The 15,396-nt window shown below is 59.3% G+C and carries 15 protein-coding genes; 6 read left to right on the top strand and 9 right to left on the bottom strand.

Annotated elements, in window-relative coordinates; translation table 11 throughout:
• Positions 1-63 precede the first annotated feature (63 nt).
• Entirely contained in the window at positions 64-744 is a 681-nt protein-coding gene (locus ACIQUH_RS09850) for a pyridoxal 5'-phosphate synthase (protein WP_400814284.1), read from the bottom strand.
• A complete protein-coding gene (locus ACIQUH_RS09855; RefSeq protein ID WP_400814286.1) occupies positions 741-1,460 on the bottom strand; it encodes an HAD family hydrolase in 720 nt (239 codons plus the stop codon). The genes ACIQUH_RS09850 and ACIQUH_RS09855 overlap by 4 nt, the downstream gene beginning before the upstream one ends.
• Before the next feature lie 106 nt (positions 1,461-1,566).
• Here ACIQUH_RS09855 and phnF point away from each other — a divergent pair, with 106 nt between their 5' ends.
• From phnF to ACIQUH_RS09870, 3 genes are all read left to right on the top strand, one after another.
• Complete coding sequence (phnF, locus tag ACIQUH_RS09860; RefSeq protein WP_400814288.1) at positions 1,567-2,289, top strand: phosphonate metabolism transcriptional regulator PhnF; 723 nt, start codon at positions 1,567-1,569, stop codon at positions 2,287-2,289.
• A 17-nt stretch (positions 2,290-2,306) separates the two neighbouring features.
• A complete protein-coding gene (locus ACIQUH_RS09865) occupies positions 2,307-2,531 on the top strand; it encodes a hypothetical protein (RefSeq protein ID WP_400814290.1) in 225 nt (74 codons plus the stop codon).
• A 203-nt stretch (positions 2,532-2,734) separates the two neighbouring features.
• Positions 2,735-3,721, top strand: coding sequence for a LacI family DNA-binding transcriptional regulator (locus tag ACIQUH_RS09870; protein WP_400814292.1), 987 nt, complete (start codon positions 2,735-2,737; stop codon positions 3,719-3,721).
• 33 nt (positions 3,722-3,754) lie between these two features.
• On the opposite strand, the gene ACIQUH_RS09875 is transcribed toward ACIQUH_RS09870, so the two are convergent.
• Genes ACIQUH_RS09875 through ACIQUH_RS09885 form a run of 3 tightly spaced genes read right to left on the bottom strand, consistent with a single transcriptional unit; the run spans position 3,755 to position 6,929 of the window.
• On the bottom strand, positions 3,755-5,440 hold the full coding sequence (locus ACIQUH_RS09875) for a metallophosphoesterase family protein (protein WP_400814294.1): 1,686 nt from the start codon (positions 5,438-5,440) through the stop codon (positions 3,755-3,757).
• Entirely contained in the window at positions 5,434-6,042 is a 609-nt protein-coding gene (locus ACIQUH_RS09880) for a dual specificity protein phosphatase family protein (protein ID WP_400814296.1), read from the bottom strand. Before ACIQUH_RS09880 ends, ACIQUH_RS09875 begins: the two co-directional genes overlap by 7 nt.
• Before the next feature lie 47 nt (positions 6,043-6,089).
• A complete protein-coding gene (locus ACIQUH_RS09885) occupies positions 6,090-6,929 on the bottom strand; it encodes an inositol monophosphatase family protein (protein ID WP_400814653.1) in 840 nt (279 codons plus the stop codon).
• Between the two features lie 342 nt (positions 6,930-7,271).
• Between ACIQUH_RS09885 and ACIQUH_RS09890 the strand changes: the two genes are divergently transcribed.
• On the top strand, positions 7,272-9,230 hold the full coding sequence (locus tag ACIQUH_RS09890) for a putative bifunctional diguanylate cyclase/phosphodiesterase (RefSeq protein WP_400814299.1): 1,959 nt from the start codon (positions 7,272-7,274) through the stop codon (positions 9,228-9,230).
• A gap of 98 nt (positions 9,231-9,328) precedes the next feature.
• On the opposite strand, the gene ACIQUH_RS09895 is transcribed toward ACIQUH_RS09890, so the two are convergent.
• The 4 genes from ACIQUH_RS09895 to tssH form a co-directional block, all read right to left on the bottom strand.
• The gene (locus ACIQUH_RS09895; protein WP_400814301.1) at positions 9,329-9,829 is read right to left on the bottom strand and encodes a type VI secretion system amidase effector protein Tae4; all 501 of its coding nucleotides are present in this window, start codon (positions 9,827-9,829) and stop codon (positions 9,329-9,331) included.
• Positions 9,830-9,840: 11 nt separating this feature from the next.
• Entirely contained in the window at positions 9,841-10,230 is a 390-nt protein-coding gene (locus ACIQUH_RS09900) for a Rap1a/Tai family immunity protein (RefSeq protein ID WP_400814303.1), read from the bottom strand.
• A gap of 109 nt (positions 10,231-10,339) precedes the next feature.
• On the bottom strand, positions 10,340-10,816 hold the full coding sequence (locus tag ACIQUH_RS09905) for an Hcp family type VI secretion system effector (RefSeq protein ID WP_003504561.1): 477 nt from the start codon (positions 10,814-10,816) through the stop codon (positions 10,340-10,342).
• Between the two features lie 57 nt (positions 10,817-10,873).
• The gene (tssH, locus tag ACIQUH_RS09910) at positions 10,874-13,543 is read right to left on the bottom strand and encodes a type VI secretion system ATPase TssH (protein WP_400814306.1); all 2,670 of its coding nucleotides are present in this window, start codon (positions 13,541-13,543) and stop codon (positions 10,874-10,876) included.
• A gap of 220 nt (positions 13,544-13,763) precedes the next feature.
• On the opposite strand from tssH, the gene tssA reads away from it, so the two are divergent.
• Positions 13,764-14,819, top strand: a complete 1,056-nt coding sequence (gene tssA / locus ACIQUH_RS09915) for a type VI secretion system protein TssA (protein WP_400814308.1) — start codon at positions 13,764-13,766, stop codon at positions 14,817-14,819.
• Between the two features lie 65 nt (positions 14,820-14,884).
• Positions 14,885-15,394, top strand: coding sequence for a type VI secretion system contractile sheath small subunit (gene tssB / locus ACIQUH_RS09920; protein WP_010973761.1), 510 nt, complete (start codon positions 14,885-14,887; stop codon positions 15,392-15,394).
• Positions 15,395-15,396 lie beyond the last annotated feature (2 nt).

Raw genomic sequence — 15,396 nt, forward strand, 5'->3', positions numbered from 1 at the left:
AGCCAAATGAGGCGCCCGGACCATCGGCAGGATCAGGAACCGTCGCGACGGTCCGGGTTGGTTTCACGGCCAGAGAAGGGACCTTTCCCACGTCGGATTATCCCCGACAAGACCATATCGCAGCCGCTTGTGATTGCGGTCGGATGCCCCCTGCCAGAACTCCGCGACAACGGGCGCAACGGCATAGACACGCCATCCCGGGGACACATAATCCGGATTGGCCGCGATGAGGGCCTGCGCCTCGGCCATGCGGCTTTCGAGGCCCTCGCCCGCTTCGAGAATTTCGCTTTGCCGCGAGGCGATGGCGCTGGCCCGCGAGCTGACGGGGCGGTCGAGAAAATCTTCCGCGCATTCACCGTCGGAAAGCATGATTGCGGGGCCACGCAGGCGAACCTGCCGTCCGAGCGCCGACCAGTAGAAGGTCAAAGCGACGTGCGACCTGTTTTCGATCTGCCGCCCCTTGGGGCTCTCAGCCTTTATGGCAAAATGCCAGCCGCGCTCGTCAAGGTTTTTCAGGATCAGCATGCGGGCATCGGGCCAGCCGTTCTCGTCCACCGTGGACAAGGTCATGGCGTGCGGCTCGCGGATACCGGCATTGAGGGCATCGTCCAGCCACAGGGCAAAAGCGTCCTGTGGTGTATCGGGCAGCGCAAGCGGATCGCACTCCGGAAGCGGCGCTTTCAGCGACGGGATTTGGCGCAACCTGTCTTTCATCGACAGGGTAATGGCCTCGGAACATGTCATGGTCGGTTCTCCTCTAAAATGATGGCGGGAATGGCGGAAAGCTCGGCGACCGAAAGTCCGGGCCCCGGGCCTTCAGGTCGCACCAAGATGGTCGAGAGACCGGCGGCCCGGCCGCCGGCAATGTCGGCATGGGGATTGTCGCCAATCATCCAGCAAGCACGATGCGGTGCGAGCACTCCGGCCACATGATGAAAAAGCGCGGCCGATGGCTTCTCAAGGCCGATCAGGCCAGAGGAAAAAACATGATCCATGCAGCTGGAGAGGCCGATGTTTTTCACCAGCGACGGTAGTTCCGGCGCAAAATTAGACAGGATCACATGGCGCCAGCCGGCAGTGGATAATTGATCAAGCACAGGCATGGCCTGCGGATCGACTTCCCAGCCGACGGGATCGAGATAGATCCCGCGCGAATGTTTTGCGACCTCCGCCGCCATGCCTCGGTCCATGCCCAGCGCCACGAGCGCCGCTTCGGCTGCGGTGAGAATGGCACGCCACCACGCTTCCGCGTCCCCCGCGAAGGCATGTGCGAGTTCCGCCCGATGCCAGGGAAACGCGCCGGACAAGAACGGGCGGATATTGTCGGCCATGCCGAGAAAGGCGGGATCGACCATTCCCGCGGCTGTCTCCAGCGCGCCGGTATAACGTCCTCTACGGACGGCAAGAGTGCCCTCAAAATCCCAAACAATGTAGCGATCAGGCGAAATACTGGTAATCATGCGGACAACCGAAACGGATGAGTTTTAAATAGAATATACCACTGCAAAGAGGTATATACCTTTAACCTCATTCATGTGACATCTGCAAGACAACCGGACGCCGCGCATGGACAATGCAACATCAGAAACAAAATCTTTATGGCGGCAGGTCGCCGCCGCGTTGCGCGGGCGGATCGAACAGGGAGAGTTGAAACCCGGCGAAAAAATTCCCTCCAGCCAGGACATCGCCCGGGAATTCAAGGTCAACCGGATGACGGCGCGCCGCGCGCTGGCCTCACTGGAAGAAGAAGGACTGCTCCGTATTCTGCATGGCAGCGGCACCTTCGTCAGCGACGCGCCGATTCCTTACGTCGTTGGCCGCCGGGTCCATTTCGACCGCAATCTTGAAGCCGTGAATGCGCGTCCGGACCGCAAATTGCTGCGCTGGTGGCTTGAACCGGCGACGGAAGATGTCGCAGCAGCTCTCGGTCTTGGCATAAAAGCACCGCTGCTCGCCCTGCAAATCGGCGCTTACGCCAATGGTCACCCCATCGGCATCGGCACCCGCTTTTGTTGTGCGACACGGTTTTCCGGCTTTCCGGAGATTTTCGAAGAGCTGGGATCGATCAGCGAAACACTGAAACGGTTCGGCGTGGTTGACTATCAACGTGCAAAAACAATCGTCGTCGCACGGCTGCCAGCTCCTCACGAACATTATTTCCTCAAATCGTCGAAATCGCTGCCGGTGCTCGCCTACACCGCAATCGACCGGGCCGCGGACGGAAACCCGATATCCTGCTTCATCGGCTGCTTTTCGTCACAGGCAATCGAATTGCACATCACCGATTGAGGCGCAGGGAAACGCAAATGAACCTGCGCATGAAGACATGCCTTTTTGTTGCCGCTGCCGGCCTTCTGGCATTCGCCGCTTTCCAGCTGAAGGATTTTCACATCGGTATAGGGGAGCGCGCCATGGGCGGTTATGACGGCTCCTCCTCCGACCCTGAAGCAGCTGCCGATGCCGCGCGTGAAGCAAGGGAAGCCGCCGCGCGCGCCGAAGCCGCAGTCGACGCCCTCAAACGCGAGGACTAGGCGTGGATAGCAGTTCCGGCTGCAGTTCCTCTGAACCCGCCCGGTTCAGCGGTTCTTGAAGAGATGATGCTACGGCGAGCGGTGGTCGCAGGGGCGCGGAAGGTGGCCTGCAGGAGCGTCTCCCGCGCAAATGTTTCGATCGGCATAGGCGACGCCGTGCGACCTGTGATATCAGGCATAGGATTTCGCAACGGGGGAGTTGAATGGCGAGAGGGTTCGTGACAGCCGAAGAGGTGGCGAAAAGGGCCGGGGTTTCGCGCTCCGCCGTCTCGCGTACCTTCACACCCGGCGGCAGCGTATCGAAGGCCGTCCGGCGCAAGGTGCTGAAAGCCGCACAGGAACTCGGCTACCGCGTCAACCGTCTGGCGCAGGGCCTCAACAATGACCGTTCCAACCTCATCGGGGTCGTCGGCGCCAATCTCAGCTCTCCCTTCATTTCAAAGCAGCTCGATCTGCTGAGCATCGGGCTTCTGCGTCGCGGCCTGCAATGCCTGCTGCTGAATGCGGCGGATGCGCGCAAGGACATCGCTCCGCTGATCGAACGGCTCTTCGAGTTCCGCGCCCAGGCTATCGTCGTTCTCTCCGGCGAGCCGCCGGCCTCGATCGTCGACGAATGCATCGCCAATGGTGTGCGCCTCATCCTCATCAATCAGCGTCTTGACCGCACCGATACGAACATGGTGCTGAGCGACGATTCCCGCGGTGCCGAGCTTGCCGCCATGCGGCTTGTGGAGGCAAAGTGCAAAAAGGTCGCGGTCGTTTCCAGCGGCAGCCAGACGCCGGCCCAGTTGCGCCGCGCCAGCGCCTTCACCCAGCGCATGACCATCGAAGGCATCGAGGTCGTTCCATGGTCCGGCGGACCGACGAGCTATGACAGCGGTTATCAGGCCGGCCGCGAGTTGCTGACCGACAAAACGATAGACGGCGCCTTCTGCGTGACCGATCTGCTGGCGCTCGGCTTCATGGATGCAGCGCGGCTGGAAATGGGCCGTCGGGTGCCGGAAGACATATCGATTGTCGGTTTCGACGATATTCCGCAGGCCAGCTGGAAAAGCTACCAGCTAACCACCGTTGCCCAATCCTTCGACGCGTTGACCGAGAAGGTTTTGACCGCGCTCGATAGCGATGAGCCGGAAACCCGACTTCAGGTCGTACCCGTCTCGATGGTGGAGCGCATCACCGCGCGCTAGACGCTTCCACGTCCATCCGCCGGCATCCTCCGTTCAAACCGCAACGCGTTCGTGCCGCGGTGCAAGCCGAAGCGTCAGATCGCCCGGGCTGCTCTCGGCACGTTCAAGAAACAGGCCGAGGGCTCCGAAGAAGATTTCGAGAAAACTCTCCACCGAACCATCGTGATGATCCGGCGCGCGACCGAAGCGCTCCGCCAGCATTCGATAAAGGGAAAGCCGGTGCGGCGCGATATGCGGCAGCGCAAGACCTGCGCCCTGGCGCAGGCAATACCAGTCGGCAATCAGCTCGAACATCGGCAGCTCTAAGGACAGGACAGCATCGTCGGACGAGGATAGGCCTTTTTGTCCAAGCAGGCCGAGAACGTTCCGAATGCTCTTGTCGGCGATTGCCGCGACGACCTCGGCTGGCCATTCCCTGGTGAAATAACGGCGCCTGATCAGCGCCCGGTTGTGGCCCAGCAGAAACTCACCGTAATTGCCGGCAGCAAGGGCCCGGTCGTTTTCCTCGCCCGCCAGTGCCGTTTCCTGCGCGTAACCACGGCAAATGCGGTCATTGACCGGCAGGGCAGCCATCTCCACCGTCTCGACAAGGATTTCCTGCCGCGACGGATGGACGACCTTGAAGGCAGGCGGAAAGGCGACAAGCGATGGCACGGCGATATTGGTGAGCGAATTTTCACCCTCCCCGCGCCGCGTCACGCCTTCCACATGCAGGTGCCCACTGAAATGGACGGTAAGCCCGGCCTGTAACAGCGCATCCTCCACGGCCTTGCGCGGCGTACGACGCACGACATTGGTTTCGCCGAACAGGGCACTTTCTGCGCCGCTTGCACCATCGAAAGGGTCGAGCGCCGGATAATGGGAAAAGCCGAGCAATGTCTTGCCGTGCATTTCCGCCCTGCGGCGCACATCGGCGATCCAGTCAATGAGGAAAGGCTTGCAGCGCAAAAGCGCATTCCAGCCACCGGAGGTGCTGTCGGTGAAAGCCGCCTCCTCGCCCGTTTCAAACGCGCCATCGAGCGGCTCGAAAATATTGGCATCGATCATCAGCAGCCAGAGGCCCGGCTCCGGCTCGACCAGATAGGAGGCATCCATCAGACGATAGACATTGCGCCCATCGGGCGAGCGCACCTCATACAGCCGGTCTTCCGCCGCATCGGACATTCCAAAAGGGGTTTCCCAATGCAGATAGTCCGGCTGACGGAAATAACCGAAAGCCGCCATCGGACCAAGGCCCGCAGGATAACCCTCGCAATACATCCGGTCGCTGACGACAACGCGCTCACCGGCCCGCCGTGCATCGCTTGAAACGGAAAGGCATTTGCCGTTCTCCGTCAGAAACTCCTTGGTATGGTGCCGCCCGCGAGGGCCGAAAATATCGTGGTTTCCGGGCAATGCGTAAAAGGCCGTGCCGTGGGTATCGCTGTGGCGCTGCAGGATGCCCTTCAGCGTTTCAGTCGTCACCCGCTGGCCATCATCGGTATAATCGCCAAGCAGCACCACATGGCGAATGCCGCGCTGCCGCACCTCTTCGAGCGCCGCATGGAGCGCATCGGCGCTCTCGTTGAAAACCCGGGTGGATTCGCGTGTATCCGACCAGCTGCGCATGGTGATGCGCTGGCCACCGATCTCGATGCCGGGAAATCCGAAATCAGCTGCCGTGTCATGGAAATGCGCGTCGGCGATGACGGCAACGGAGGGAAGCGTACGTGTCAGCATGGTAGAGCGGTCTTTCTGCCCTCGACCATGTCGATCCAGTCGGAAGCACGGCGAGCGGCGGCATAAAGCATCGGTTTCGGCGTCTCGAACCATTCGTCAGGCCGCAGCTCCCGTTTCGTGCGGATCACGGCCAGCGCATCGTCGAGGGTCGGATAGAGATCCGGCTGCTGCTTGTGCAGGAAAAGCGCCACCAGCGAGACGGAACGGCTGCGCCCACTGCGGCAATTGACCAGCACATTGCCGCCATCGGCAAATGGATAGGTTTCCCGCTCAGGCATGGTCTGACGCAACGCGCCGTCGAGAATGTAATAGGCACCCAGCATCATGGTGTCGGGGCTGCCCTCGCCATCGATAAGGCCAAGCTTGTAGTAGCGGATATCGCCATAGCCAACGGCGCGCCTTTCGTCCTCTTCCGCCACGGCCTGCACGAGATTGATATCCAGATTGACGGCGCAATTGACGACAATGGTGATGCCATGCCGGCGCAGGAGCCCGAGATCACTCGCACCATCGCTGCCGCCAATGTAAAGCGCAGCACCGTGCGGGCCGAGCCCTTCCGCAATCAGGCTGATTGCAGGCCGGGCATAAACGGGTCCATCCATTTCATTCCTCCACATGCACGAAGGACCCAAGGGCCCGCCGTCATAAATCAGGCCGATGCAGCCTGCGGATCATCCGAAAGCTGCCGCGCGGCGAGGACTATATTCGATGCCTGGCTGACACCTTTGGCAACACCGGCAGCTGCGGCCAGCACCGGTCCACCATCCCGCAAACTGCCGATCTCCAGAAATGGGCACACATCGCCGCCAGCTTCGCTGACGAGTAGCAGCCCCGCAAGACAATCCCATGAATTCATATGCAATTCGAGATAGCCATCGGAACGGCCATCGGCCACATAGGCAAGCGCCAAAGCACCGGAGCCGGCGCGGCGAACATTGGCGCCCATATCGAGCAGGTTCTTGACCACATCGAGATAGGTGGCATTCGCGATACGGGTAGACCACCCCATCTCGATCGAAGCCGCATCGAAACGCTCCGTTTCCGCAGTCCGGATCGGCTGCCCGTTGCGTGTCGCTCCTTCACCCCGGCGGGCAAGATAAAGCTCGCCAATGGCGGGATTATAGATCGCGCCGATTTCGGTCCGGCCGTTTTCGACATAGGCGATTGAGATGCAGAAATGCGGAATGCCACGGGCAAAATTGGCGGTGCCGTCGATAGGATCCACGACCCAGACGCGGTCACCGATCTCCCCGCCGCCCTCTTCACCGAAAAAACTGTCATCCGGGAAAGCGGCCGAGATCACGCCGCGAATATGCGCTTCGGAAGCCGCATCCGTCACCGTCAGAAAATCCTGCGGCCCCTTCATCGAAAAGCTGCGCGTCGCCTCGCCCTGAAAACCTTTTAGTACCAGCTCCCCTGCCGAAAGAATAACGCTGCGGCACAATTCGGCACGCGCCGCCAATGTGTCGGGATAGTGGATCGAATCCATGCGCAAGAACCATTCCTCAAAATTTGAACACGCGTCCATTTTGCACGCGCGTTCAATCTTTTCAAGACGGTTTGAAAAGGAATTGACGACCAATGGAAGCGGGCAGTCCCATCATGCCAATTCGATAGATTCGCGGCAGCTCATGAGAAGAGACAAAGGGCCTTCACACCCATCCCGAGGGGTGTTGGAGAAAGTGCTTAATAATGGAAATAATAAAATGTTGCGAAGTGCGGCGCCTGCATCTTGCGGTTGATGGAGTTGTCTATCGGTTAACCCTGTGTATTTCCAATGACGTAACAGGAATTATGTTACAAATGACGCTCTGTACTTGAAGAGCCATGAATGAAAATACTGAACGCCACACAAAGATTGCAGGATTTCATGTCCGTCCGGTCTGACAATCCTGATTTGCTGAAAGCACAGTACCGGGCTTTCACCCGGCAGATGCCGATGATGTATTTCATTTTGCTCTCGAGCACCTGGGCGCTGGCGGTGACCCATATGCAACTGGCGCCGCTCTGGCTCACGGTTGGAGTTCCCGCTCTCTTCACGCTCGGCTGCACGCTCAGGGTCGCCTTCTGGTGGAGGACACGTGGCAGGGATCCCGAACCCCGGGTGGCGCACGCAGCCCTTCGGCGCACAAACCGCCTCGCCGCCGGCATCGCCATGGCGTTCACGCTCTGGTCTTTTCTGCTGGTGCCCTATGGGGATGCCTATACGCGATCCCATGTCGCCTTCTATATGGCGATTACCGTCATTTCCTGCATTTTCTGTCTGATGTATGTGCGCTCGGCCGCCTTCATGGTGACGGTCATCGTCAATGGCGCCTTCATCGCCTTCTTTCTGGCGTCACGGCAACCGACATTTGTCGCCATCGCCATCAACGTGCTGCTGGTCTGCGCCGGCATGATGTCGATCCTTTTGACCAACTACCGCAATTTCGAGCGCATGGTCATTTCACAGCAGCGCACGGAAGCGCTGAGCAACGAAAACCTGCTGCTTGCCAATATCGACAGCCTGACGGAACTGCCGAACCGCCGCGCCTTTTTCGCCCATCTTGAAGCCGAACTCGAAAAGGCGAGGGCCAACGGAACCCGGCTGGCGCTGGGGGTCATCGATCTGGACGGGTTCAAGCCGGTCAACGACCTTTACGGGCACTCGGTGGGAGACAGGCTGCTGGTCAATGTCAGCAAACGCCTCACGGCCAATCTGAAAGCCAGCAGGGCCTTTCGACTGGGTGGCGATGAATTTGCCATCGTCGCTCCGATCATCCCCGATGATCCGCAACTCGTCGCAAATGCCAATGCGATCTCAGAGCAGTTGAAGGCGCCTTACCATATGCCGGAAGGGACCGTGCATGTGTCCGCTTCCATGGGAATAGCCGTCTTTCCAAACCTCGCCTCCACGCTTGAGCAGCTTTTCGACAGGGCGGATTATGCCCTCTACCATGCCAAGAAAACCCGGCGTGGTGATGCCGTTCTGTTCGATGCGGAACACGAAAAGCAGATTAATATCGAAGCCCGCATCGAGCATCTGCTCAAACAGCGGGATATGGAAAACGAGCTTTCGGTCGTGTTCCAGCCGATCGTCGATATACGCGACGGAAGAACGGCAGGTTTTGAAGCTCTGGCACGCTGGCACAGCCCGGTTCTCGGCCATGTGCCGCCTTCCCAGTTTTTTCCCATCGCGGAACGGGCCGGCATCGTCAGTTCGCTGACGCGGCCGCTTCTCAAGATGGCGCTGGCCTCCGCCTCGAAGTGGGAACCTTCCCTGCGCCTCTCGTTCAACCTTTCGGCCCAGGACCTCAATTCCCATGAGGGCGTGCTGTCCCTGCTCGGCATCATCGAAAACAGCTGCTTCGATGCGCGGCGTCTCGACCTTGAAATCACCGAGACAGCCTTTGCGCATGATTTCGAACAGGTCAGGCAGTCGGTCGAAATGCTGCGGCGTCTCGGCTGCGGCATATCGCTGGACGATTTCGGCACCGGTTATTCCAGCCTGACGCGACTGCATGCATTGCCGCTGACCAAGATCAAGATCGACCGCAGCTTCGTCACGGATCTGCACGAAAAACCGGCCAGCTACAAAATCGTGAAATCCCTTCTCACGCTCAGCCGGGACATGGGGCTGGAATGTGTGGTGGAAGGCGTGGAAACACCAGCCGAGCTTGCCGCGCTTGAAGGCCTCGGCGCCACGCTGGTGCAGGGCTATATTTATGCGCCGCCGCTGGGAGAGCAGGAGGCCCTGGAATTTCTTTCGGCGTGGATGCATGGAGGCAGAGCATCCACCGGCAAAGTCTAGAACAGGTTCCGCCAATCAAACCGGCGAAACCTGTTCAGGGCCGTCTTCCAAACCGCTACGTGGTCTCCGCAAGACAATAGGGAGTTCCCCCGACCCGATCAGGATCCGCGGCTGGCCTGCAGTGGCCAGAACCAGATCGTTTCCGAATTATAGTAGCAGGCCGATGCGCATTGGGTGGCTTCCGAGCCGCCCCGCACGAGATCGATGTGACCGCCGCCGGTGTAGCCGGGGATATTGTTGAAGGCCACGACACCGTTGCGCGCGCCGATGCCGTTGCGCGCCGTCGTGGGGGTGAAAGGCTCGGGCTCACCGAGATAGCTCGTCCGCTTCATCAGGGTGGCGAGACGGCGCATGTTCACCTCTATGCCCTTTCCGGCAGAGGAGCCTTTCTGGATGCGGTGCGAAGAGGGCACGATGTTGATGCCCGACTTCACGAAAGCAATGCTGACGCGGATGGCGCAGGTATTGTGATAGTTCGGATTGCCGATGAAATCTTCCCAGCCGATTTCGGTGAACAGATCACGCTGGCTGAGATAATTCGGGTGCGACGGGTCGCTGCTCGGATAATTCTTGTAGAGAGTATCAAAGTTAACACGCATGGTTCGTCCCACTAGTTACTTTTCTGCTCACAGGGAAAGGAGACCTTGAGCGCCTCCCGCACGAGAGTGGCTGCCTGTTCATCCAGTTTTTCCGCAGGGATATCGCTAAGATAGGTGTAGATCCGGTCGGTGAGTTCATGGGGCGCCACGGCACCCGCACCACACCAGTCCGATCCGCTTGTCAGATCGGCCACACCGGCGATATAGGCGCTCGATTTTGCGACGGAAACCAGCCGCCGCATTTCCGGATCAGACACCTCAGGAGCGAACTTCCCCTCAATGGCCTGTTTGAGTTCGGCACCGGAGAAGATCCATGTCCGATCCTCGGCACCGGCCGGAGAAAGACCGGACAGAGCCAGAACAACCGGCACGGAAACAAAAAACGCATATAGGGAGCGCATGGCAAACCCGCCTCGTCCAACGTGGATGAGAAACATCACGACGTGAGCTGCAAAACTGCGATGAAAACGTTCCGGTGCCGGCCGATACCGGCACCGGGTCGCGTGGCTATCAGGCGGCCTTGGTCGTCGCCAGATCGTAGGAAGCGATCATCGGAGACTGCGGCGAGTTGTTGTCGTCGAACGGCGTGTACTTCACTTCCATTTTCGTGAAGTTGAGCTTGATCGTCTCCACCGGGCGGTCACCGCTGGAATCCACCGAGTAGCTGGCGATAAGCGTGTTCGTCAGCAGGTATTCGATATAGGTGTTGCCCGGATTGCCGGTCGTCACCAGGTGGATCGTTGCAAGCTTGCCGGTGCGGCCGGCGCAGGCTTCCTGGAAAAGCTTCGTAGAAGAAGAATCGCTGACCTTCGTCAGAATGACTTCCGAGATGGTCGGTTCGGATGCTTCGCGGTTTGCAGCAGAACCAGCAGAGGTGTTCATGTTGCGAGCCACGTTCCAATGAATGGCTTCAATGTCCATCCACTTGCGGTGCTCCTCATGCGTGGCGTCGCCCTGGATACCGTCAATCTGCAGATAAATTGGCATGCTGTAAGCTCCTGTAGCTGAAATGACCTCTTGCTTCGAGGCCGCGTTACCCTTCGTTTAATGCCGCATGCGTCGGGTAGCCCCATCCGACGCGGCAACTTTATCCACCCCAACCTCTTCGGTTACGGCGAATTCATCTGCTTCCCCAGCCGCTTCGGCACGAATGCCGAACCCGTTTTCACCAAAATCGACAACGATCTTCCCGACGCGTTCTCCCGCAATGACCTTCTCGAGGAAAAAGCTGGAAAGGGGCGGCAGGAGATCCTTGCCGATCATGATTTCGATGGCGCGTGCGCCGATTTCACTTGCACCGGCGCGCGCCACCAGGGCATCGCGCGCCGCATCGGACAATCTCAGGTCGGTGCCATATGTTGCGAGCACACGTTCCCTGATCTTGCCAATCTGCATGTCCACGATCCTTGCAAGCTCCTGCGTGCCGAGCGGCATGAAGGGTAGAATGATCGTGCGCCCGAGGAATGCGGGCTTGAACTGTTTGGAGAGCTCCGGCATCAGAAGCGCTTCCAGCGCCTCACCTTCCGGCATCGTGTCGGGATCGGCGGAAAGCGCCGAAAGCAATTCCGAACCGGTATTGGCCGTCATGAAAATCGTGGTGTTCTTGAAATCGACGTCGCGGCCTTCGCCATCGCGAAGCACGCCCTTGTCGAACACCTGATAGAAAATATCCTGGACGCCGGGGTGGGCCTTGTCGATCTCATCGAGAAGGAGAACGCCAAACGGCCGGCGGCGCACCGCTTCCGTCAGCACCCCGCCTTCGCCGAAACCGACATAGCCGGGCGGCGAGCCGAGAAGCAGCGAAACCTTGTGCTCCTCCTTGAACTCCGACATGTTGATCGTCGTCAGATGGCTGTTGCCGCCATAGAGCATATCCGCCAGCGACAGCGCCGTTTCGGTCTTGCCCGTTCCGGACATGCCGACAAGGAAAAACACGGCCGGCGGGCGGCGCGGATCGGACAATCCGGCACGGGCAGTACGCATGGCATCGGCAATCCGGGTAATAGCGGCATCCTGCCCCACCACCCGCTGCCGCATGCGCTGATCCAGCGTGCGGGCACTTTCGATCTGGTCCGCCAGAAGCTTCCCGAGCGGAATCCCGGTCCATCGCGAGACGACGGCGGCAATCGCTTCACGATCGACCACGGTCGGCACAAGTCTTTCGGCATTTGCCGGCCGCATATCCGCGGCAGGCCGCAAATGCGAAACATTCGACGCACCGGTTTCAGCCGGCTGCTCTTCACTGAGCGCCGCCAGTTCGGCCATCTCCGCGTCATATCGGCCGCGCAGATCATCGATCCCGCCCTCGAGCCGTTCAAGCTCATCGCGTATCGACTGGATGCGATCTTGCATATCCTCATCCTGCGGTTCACGCAGAAGCCAATTCAACTCGTCCGATAGAAGGCGCCGCTCGCTTTCCATGGCGCGCAGCCGCTCCGGCAGGGTCTGGCGCGCCAGCGAAACGGCAGCAGCAGCCGTGTCAAGCAGGCTGACAGCCTTGTCCGGCAATTGCCGCGCCGGCATGTAGCGCGCGGATAATTGCACGGCGGCCACGATCGCCTCGTCACGAACGGTGACGTTGTGATGGCTGACGAAACTATCGGCCACACCGCGCAACATCCGTATCGCGGTCGCCTCATCCGGCTCGCGCACATGCACGGGCTGGAAACGACGCGTCAGCGCCGCATCCTTCTCGAAATATTTCTTGTATTCGCTCCACGTCGTCGCCGCGACGGTCCGCACTTCGCCTCGTGCAAGTGCGGGTTTAAGAATATTTGCTGCATCGCCCTGACCCGCAGCCCCTCCCGCGCCGACAAGGCCATGGGCCTCATCAATGAACAGGATGACCGGTTCGGCAGAACGCTTGACCGCGTCGATCACACCATGCAGGCGCCGCTCGAACTCACCCTTCACGCCGGCACCGGCCTGCAGCAGCGAAATATCGAGGTTCAGCAGGCGGACATTGCGCAGTTTTTCCGGAACGTTGCCGGAGGCGATTTCCAGCGCCAGCGCTTCGGCGACCGCCGTTTTGCCCACACCCGCCTCCCCCACCAGAATGGGATTGTTCTGCCGGCGGCGCGTCAGAATATCAACGAGCTGGCGCAACTCATCATCACGGCCGATAACGGGATCAACCTTGCCGCTGCGGGCATCGGCGGTCATGTCCTGGGTGTAAAGGCGCAAGAAATCGTTCTGGCCGGCCGTACCTGCCTGTCCTGCGCTTGCCGATGCGGAAGGAATATCCGCGGCTGCGCCGGTGTCGGACGAGCTGCGAAGACGCTCGAGCGCCGCACGATCCATTGCCTTGAGAGACGGGAATGCCGAGCGGACGAAGGAGCGAAGTGAGGTTTCCTCATCCATCGCCAACAGGAGATCGCCAAGCGTCACACGGTCGCGGCCAGCCTCCAGCGAAGCAAGAATCCATGCCTCTCGGGCCGCCGTCAGGATGTTCTGGGAGAGCGACAAGGCCTCCCCGTCGCCGATTATGGCCTCCTCCAGACTGCGGCCAAGTTCAGCCTTCAATACCGGAAGTGGAATTTTTAATTCCTCGAATGTTTCCGAATAGATACCGGTATCCACAACCGCCAGCAGCCAGTGCGGGATATCCACGTATCTGTGCCCCATGCGCACCGCAACGGAAGCCGCAGCTTCAAGGGTAACGCGCAGGTCTGGCTCAAGCGCTCCAACGAGGCGATTGAGATCGATATGCGACATGCAATGAGCCTCCTGCCCCGGTTCATTCCACAACGTGACGTGGAATAACTATGATGATGAAACCGGGTTGTCCACCCCGAAGTTTATTTTTTATCGGGTTAGATTAGGCAGTAGACGCCACAATTTAGACACATTTTGAATAAGTCTGTCTGATCAATAGCCTCACGTAAGGGAAGTAACTACAAAAAATCCATTACTATTTTCTGGGGATAGACTGCTCTTGGATATGCCACATGTTAAAAGAGATATAGAATTTTTGGCGAATTGCGGAGATAATATCCGCAACGATTCAAGAACTCGTGAAATATACTATAGAATTAAGGACGAAAGAAACCAGGCACGCGCAGAAGAGCGGGCTGCACCCCCCCAGGATAACCTGAAGATCTCCAGTAGCTGGGACAGTGTCAGCAATCTTGGATTGCAGATTATATATTCCGAAAGCAAGGATGTTGAAATATTGGCATGGCTCGCGGAAGCAAGCCTGCGACTGCGCGGCTTCCATGGGCTGCGTGAAATCTACGAGCTTTGTGGTGATCTTTTTTACAACCACTGGGACTCATTGCGCTCGATCAGCGATGACAATGACGAGGAAAAATTTGCACCTTTTGCGGGATTGAATGGCATTGGCAGCGAGGGGACACTTGTTCAGCCGCTCCGGCTGGCATCGTTGATCCCCGGAGGGAAATTCGGAGAACACAGTCTCTGGGATTTCCAGCTGGCGCAGCGTCCGAACGAGAGCAAACGCCGCGAAGAACTGTACCGGATAGCGTCCGAGGCCGGTGTTGCCGCCATGTCTTCCCATCTGGCGGCGGTGAATGCCTGTCTCTCCTCGTTTGACGCCATCACGGCCGTTCTTTCCGAACGTTGCGGCCAGGCCGCCCCCCCGAGTTCCAATATCCGCAACACGCTTATCGAAGCGGCCGCGGCAATTCGCACGCTGGGCGGACGCGACCAGGAACCGGCACCGGTCGAACAGGCACCGGCCGTCGTTGCGAGCACCGATGAAAGCGGGCAGCCGGCCGTTCGTGCACCTGCAGCCTCCCCGGAAGGCATATCCTCGCGCGATGAGGCGTTTGAAACTCTTCTTTCGGTTGCGCGTTATTTTCGCCGTACCGAACCGCACTCACCGATTTCGCTCTCCATCGAAACGCTGGTTCGCAGGGGGCGCATGGATTTTTCGGAACTGCTGGCGGAGCTTCTGCCGGAAGCGCAGGCCCGCAACGCCGTTCTGACGGCCGCCGGCATCAAACCCGGCGGAGACAACAACGGAAAATAACCAACTCGGGGCGAGACGCCGCCCCGTAACAGTCATCCATGCCAAGGGGCATCAAGGAGGTTGAAATGGCAAGTGTACATGAAAAGCTGGAGCGGGTTCGCAAGCCCCGCGTTCACATCAAATACGAAGTCGAAACCGAAGGCGCGATGGTGGTCAAGGAGCTGCCTTTCGTGGTCGGCGTGCTCGGTGATTTCTCCGGCAATCCCACCCAGCCGCTCAAGCCCTTCGGCGAGCGTAAATTCGTTCAGATCGACCGCGACAATTTCGACGAAGTCATGCGTCGCATGACGCCGGGCCTCAACATTTCCGTTGCCAATACGCTGCAGAAAGACGGCACGGACATGCAGGTCAACCTGAAGTTCGAGAGCATGGACGATTTCGAACCCGGCGCCGTCGTGCAGCAGGTTCCGGCGCTCAAGGCGCTTCTGGATGCCCGCAACGAGCTGCGCGACCTGCTTTCCAAGGCCGACCGCTCGGAAGATCTGGAGCGGATGCTCGAAGATATTCTGCAGAACAAGACCGACCTCGCAACGCTGGTTTCCGAACTGAAGGAAAAGAACGGCGCGAGCGAATAATC

It is taken from the genome of Agrobacterium sp. NPDC090283 (assembly GCF_044769685.1).
Taxonomy (GTDB): Bacteria; Pseudomonadota; Alphaproteobacteria; order Rhizobiales; family Rhizobiaceae; genus Agrobacterium.

Coding starts and splice junctions, on each gene's coding strand:
- ACIQUH_RS09905 (WP_003504561.1), bottom strand. CDS start 10,816: ATGCCAATTTATCTGCAGATTGACGGTATCCAGGGCGACGCCACGCAT.
- tssH (WP_400814306.1), bottom strand. CDS start 13,543: ATGTCGCATATCGATCTCAATCGCCTCGTTGGAGCGCTTGAGCCAGAC.
- ACIQUH_RS09855 (WP_400814286.1), bottom strand. CDS start 1,460: ATGATTACCAGTATTTCGCCTGATCGCTACATTGTTTGGGATTTTGAG.
- ACIQUH_RS09900 (WP_400814303.1), bottom strand. CDS start 10,230: ATGCGCTCCCTATATGCGTTTTTTGTTTCCGTGCCGGTTGTTCTGGCT.
- ACIQUH_RS09890 (WP_400814299.1), top strand. CDS start 7,272: ATGAAAATACTGAACGCCACACAAAGATTGCAGGATTTCATGTCCGTC.
- phnF (WP_400814288.1), top strand. CDS start 1,567: ATGGACAATGCAACATCAGAAACAAAATCTTTATGGCGGCAGGTCGCC.
- ACIQUH_RS09875 (WP_400814294.1), bottom strand. CDS start 5,440: ATGCTGACACGTACGCTTCCCTCCGTTGCCGTCATCGCCGACGCGCAT.
- ACIQUH_RS09870 (WP_400814292.1), top strand. CDS start 2,735: ATGGCGAGAGGGTTCGTGACAGCCGAAGAGGTGGCGAAAAGGGCCGGG.
- tssB (WP_010973761.1), top strand. CDS start 14,885: ATGGCAAGTGTACATGAAAAGCTGGAGCGGGTTCGCAAGCCCCGCGTT.
- ACIQUH_RS09880 (WP_400814296.1), bottom strand. CDS start 6,042: ATGGATGGACCCGTTTATGCCCGGCCTGCAATCAGCCTGATTGCGGAA.
- ACIQUH_RS09850 (WP_400814284.1), bottom strand. CDS start 744: ATGACATGTTCCGAGGCCATTACCCTGTCGATGAAAGACAGGTTGCGC.
- ACIQUH_RS09885 (WP_400814653.1), bottom strand. CDS start 6,929: ATGGATTCGATCCACTATCCCGACACATTGGCGGCGCGTGCCGAATTG.
- ACIQUH_RS09865 (WP_400814290.1), top strand. CDS start 2,307: ATGAACCTGCGCATGAAGACATGCCTTTTTGTTGCCGCTGCCGGCCTT.
- ACIQUH_RS09895 (WP_400814301.1), bottom strand. CDS start 9,829: ATGCGTGTTAACTTTGATACTCTCTACAAGAATTATCCGAGCAGCGAC.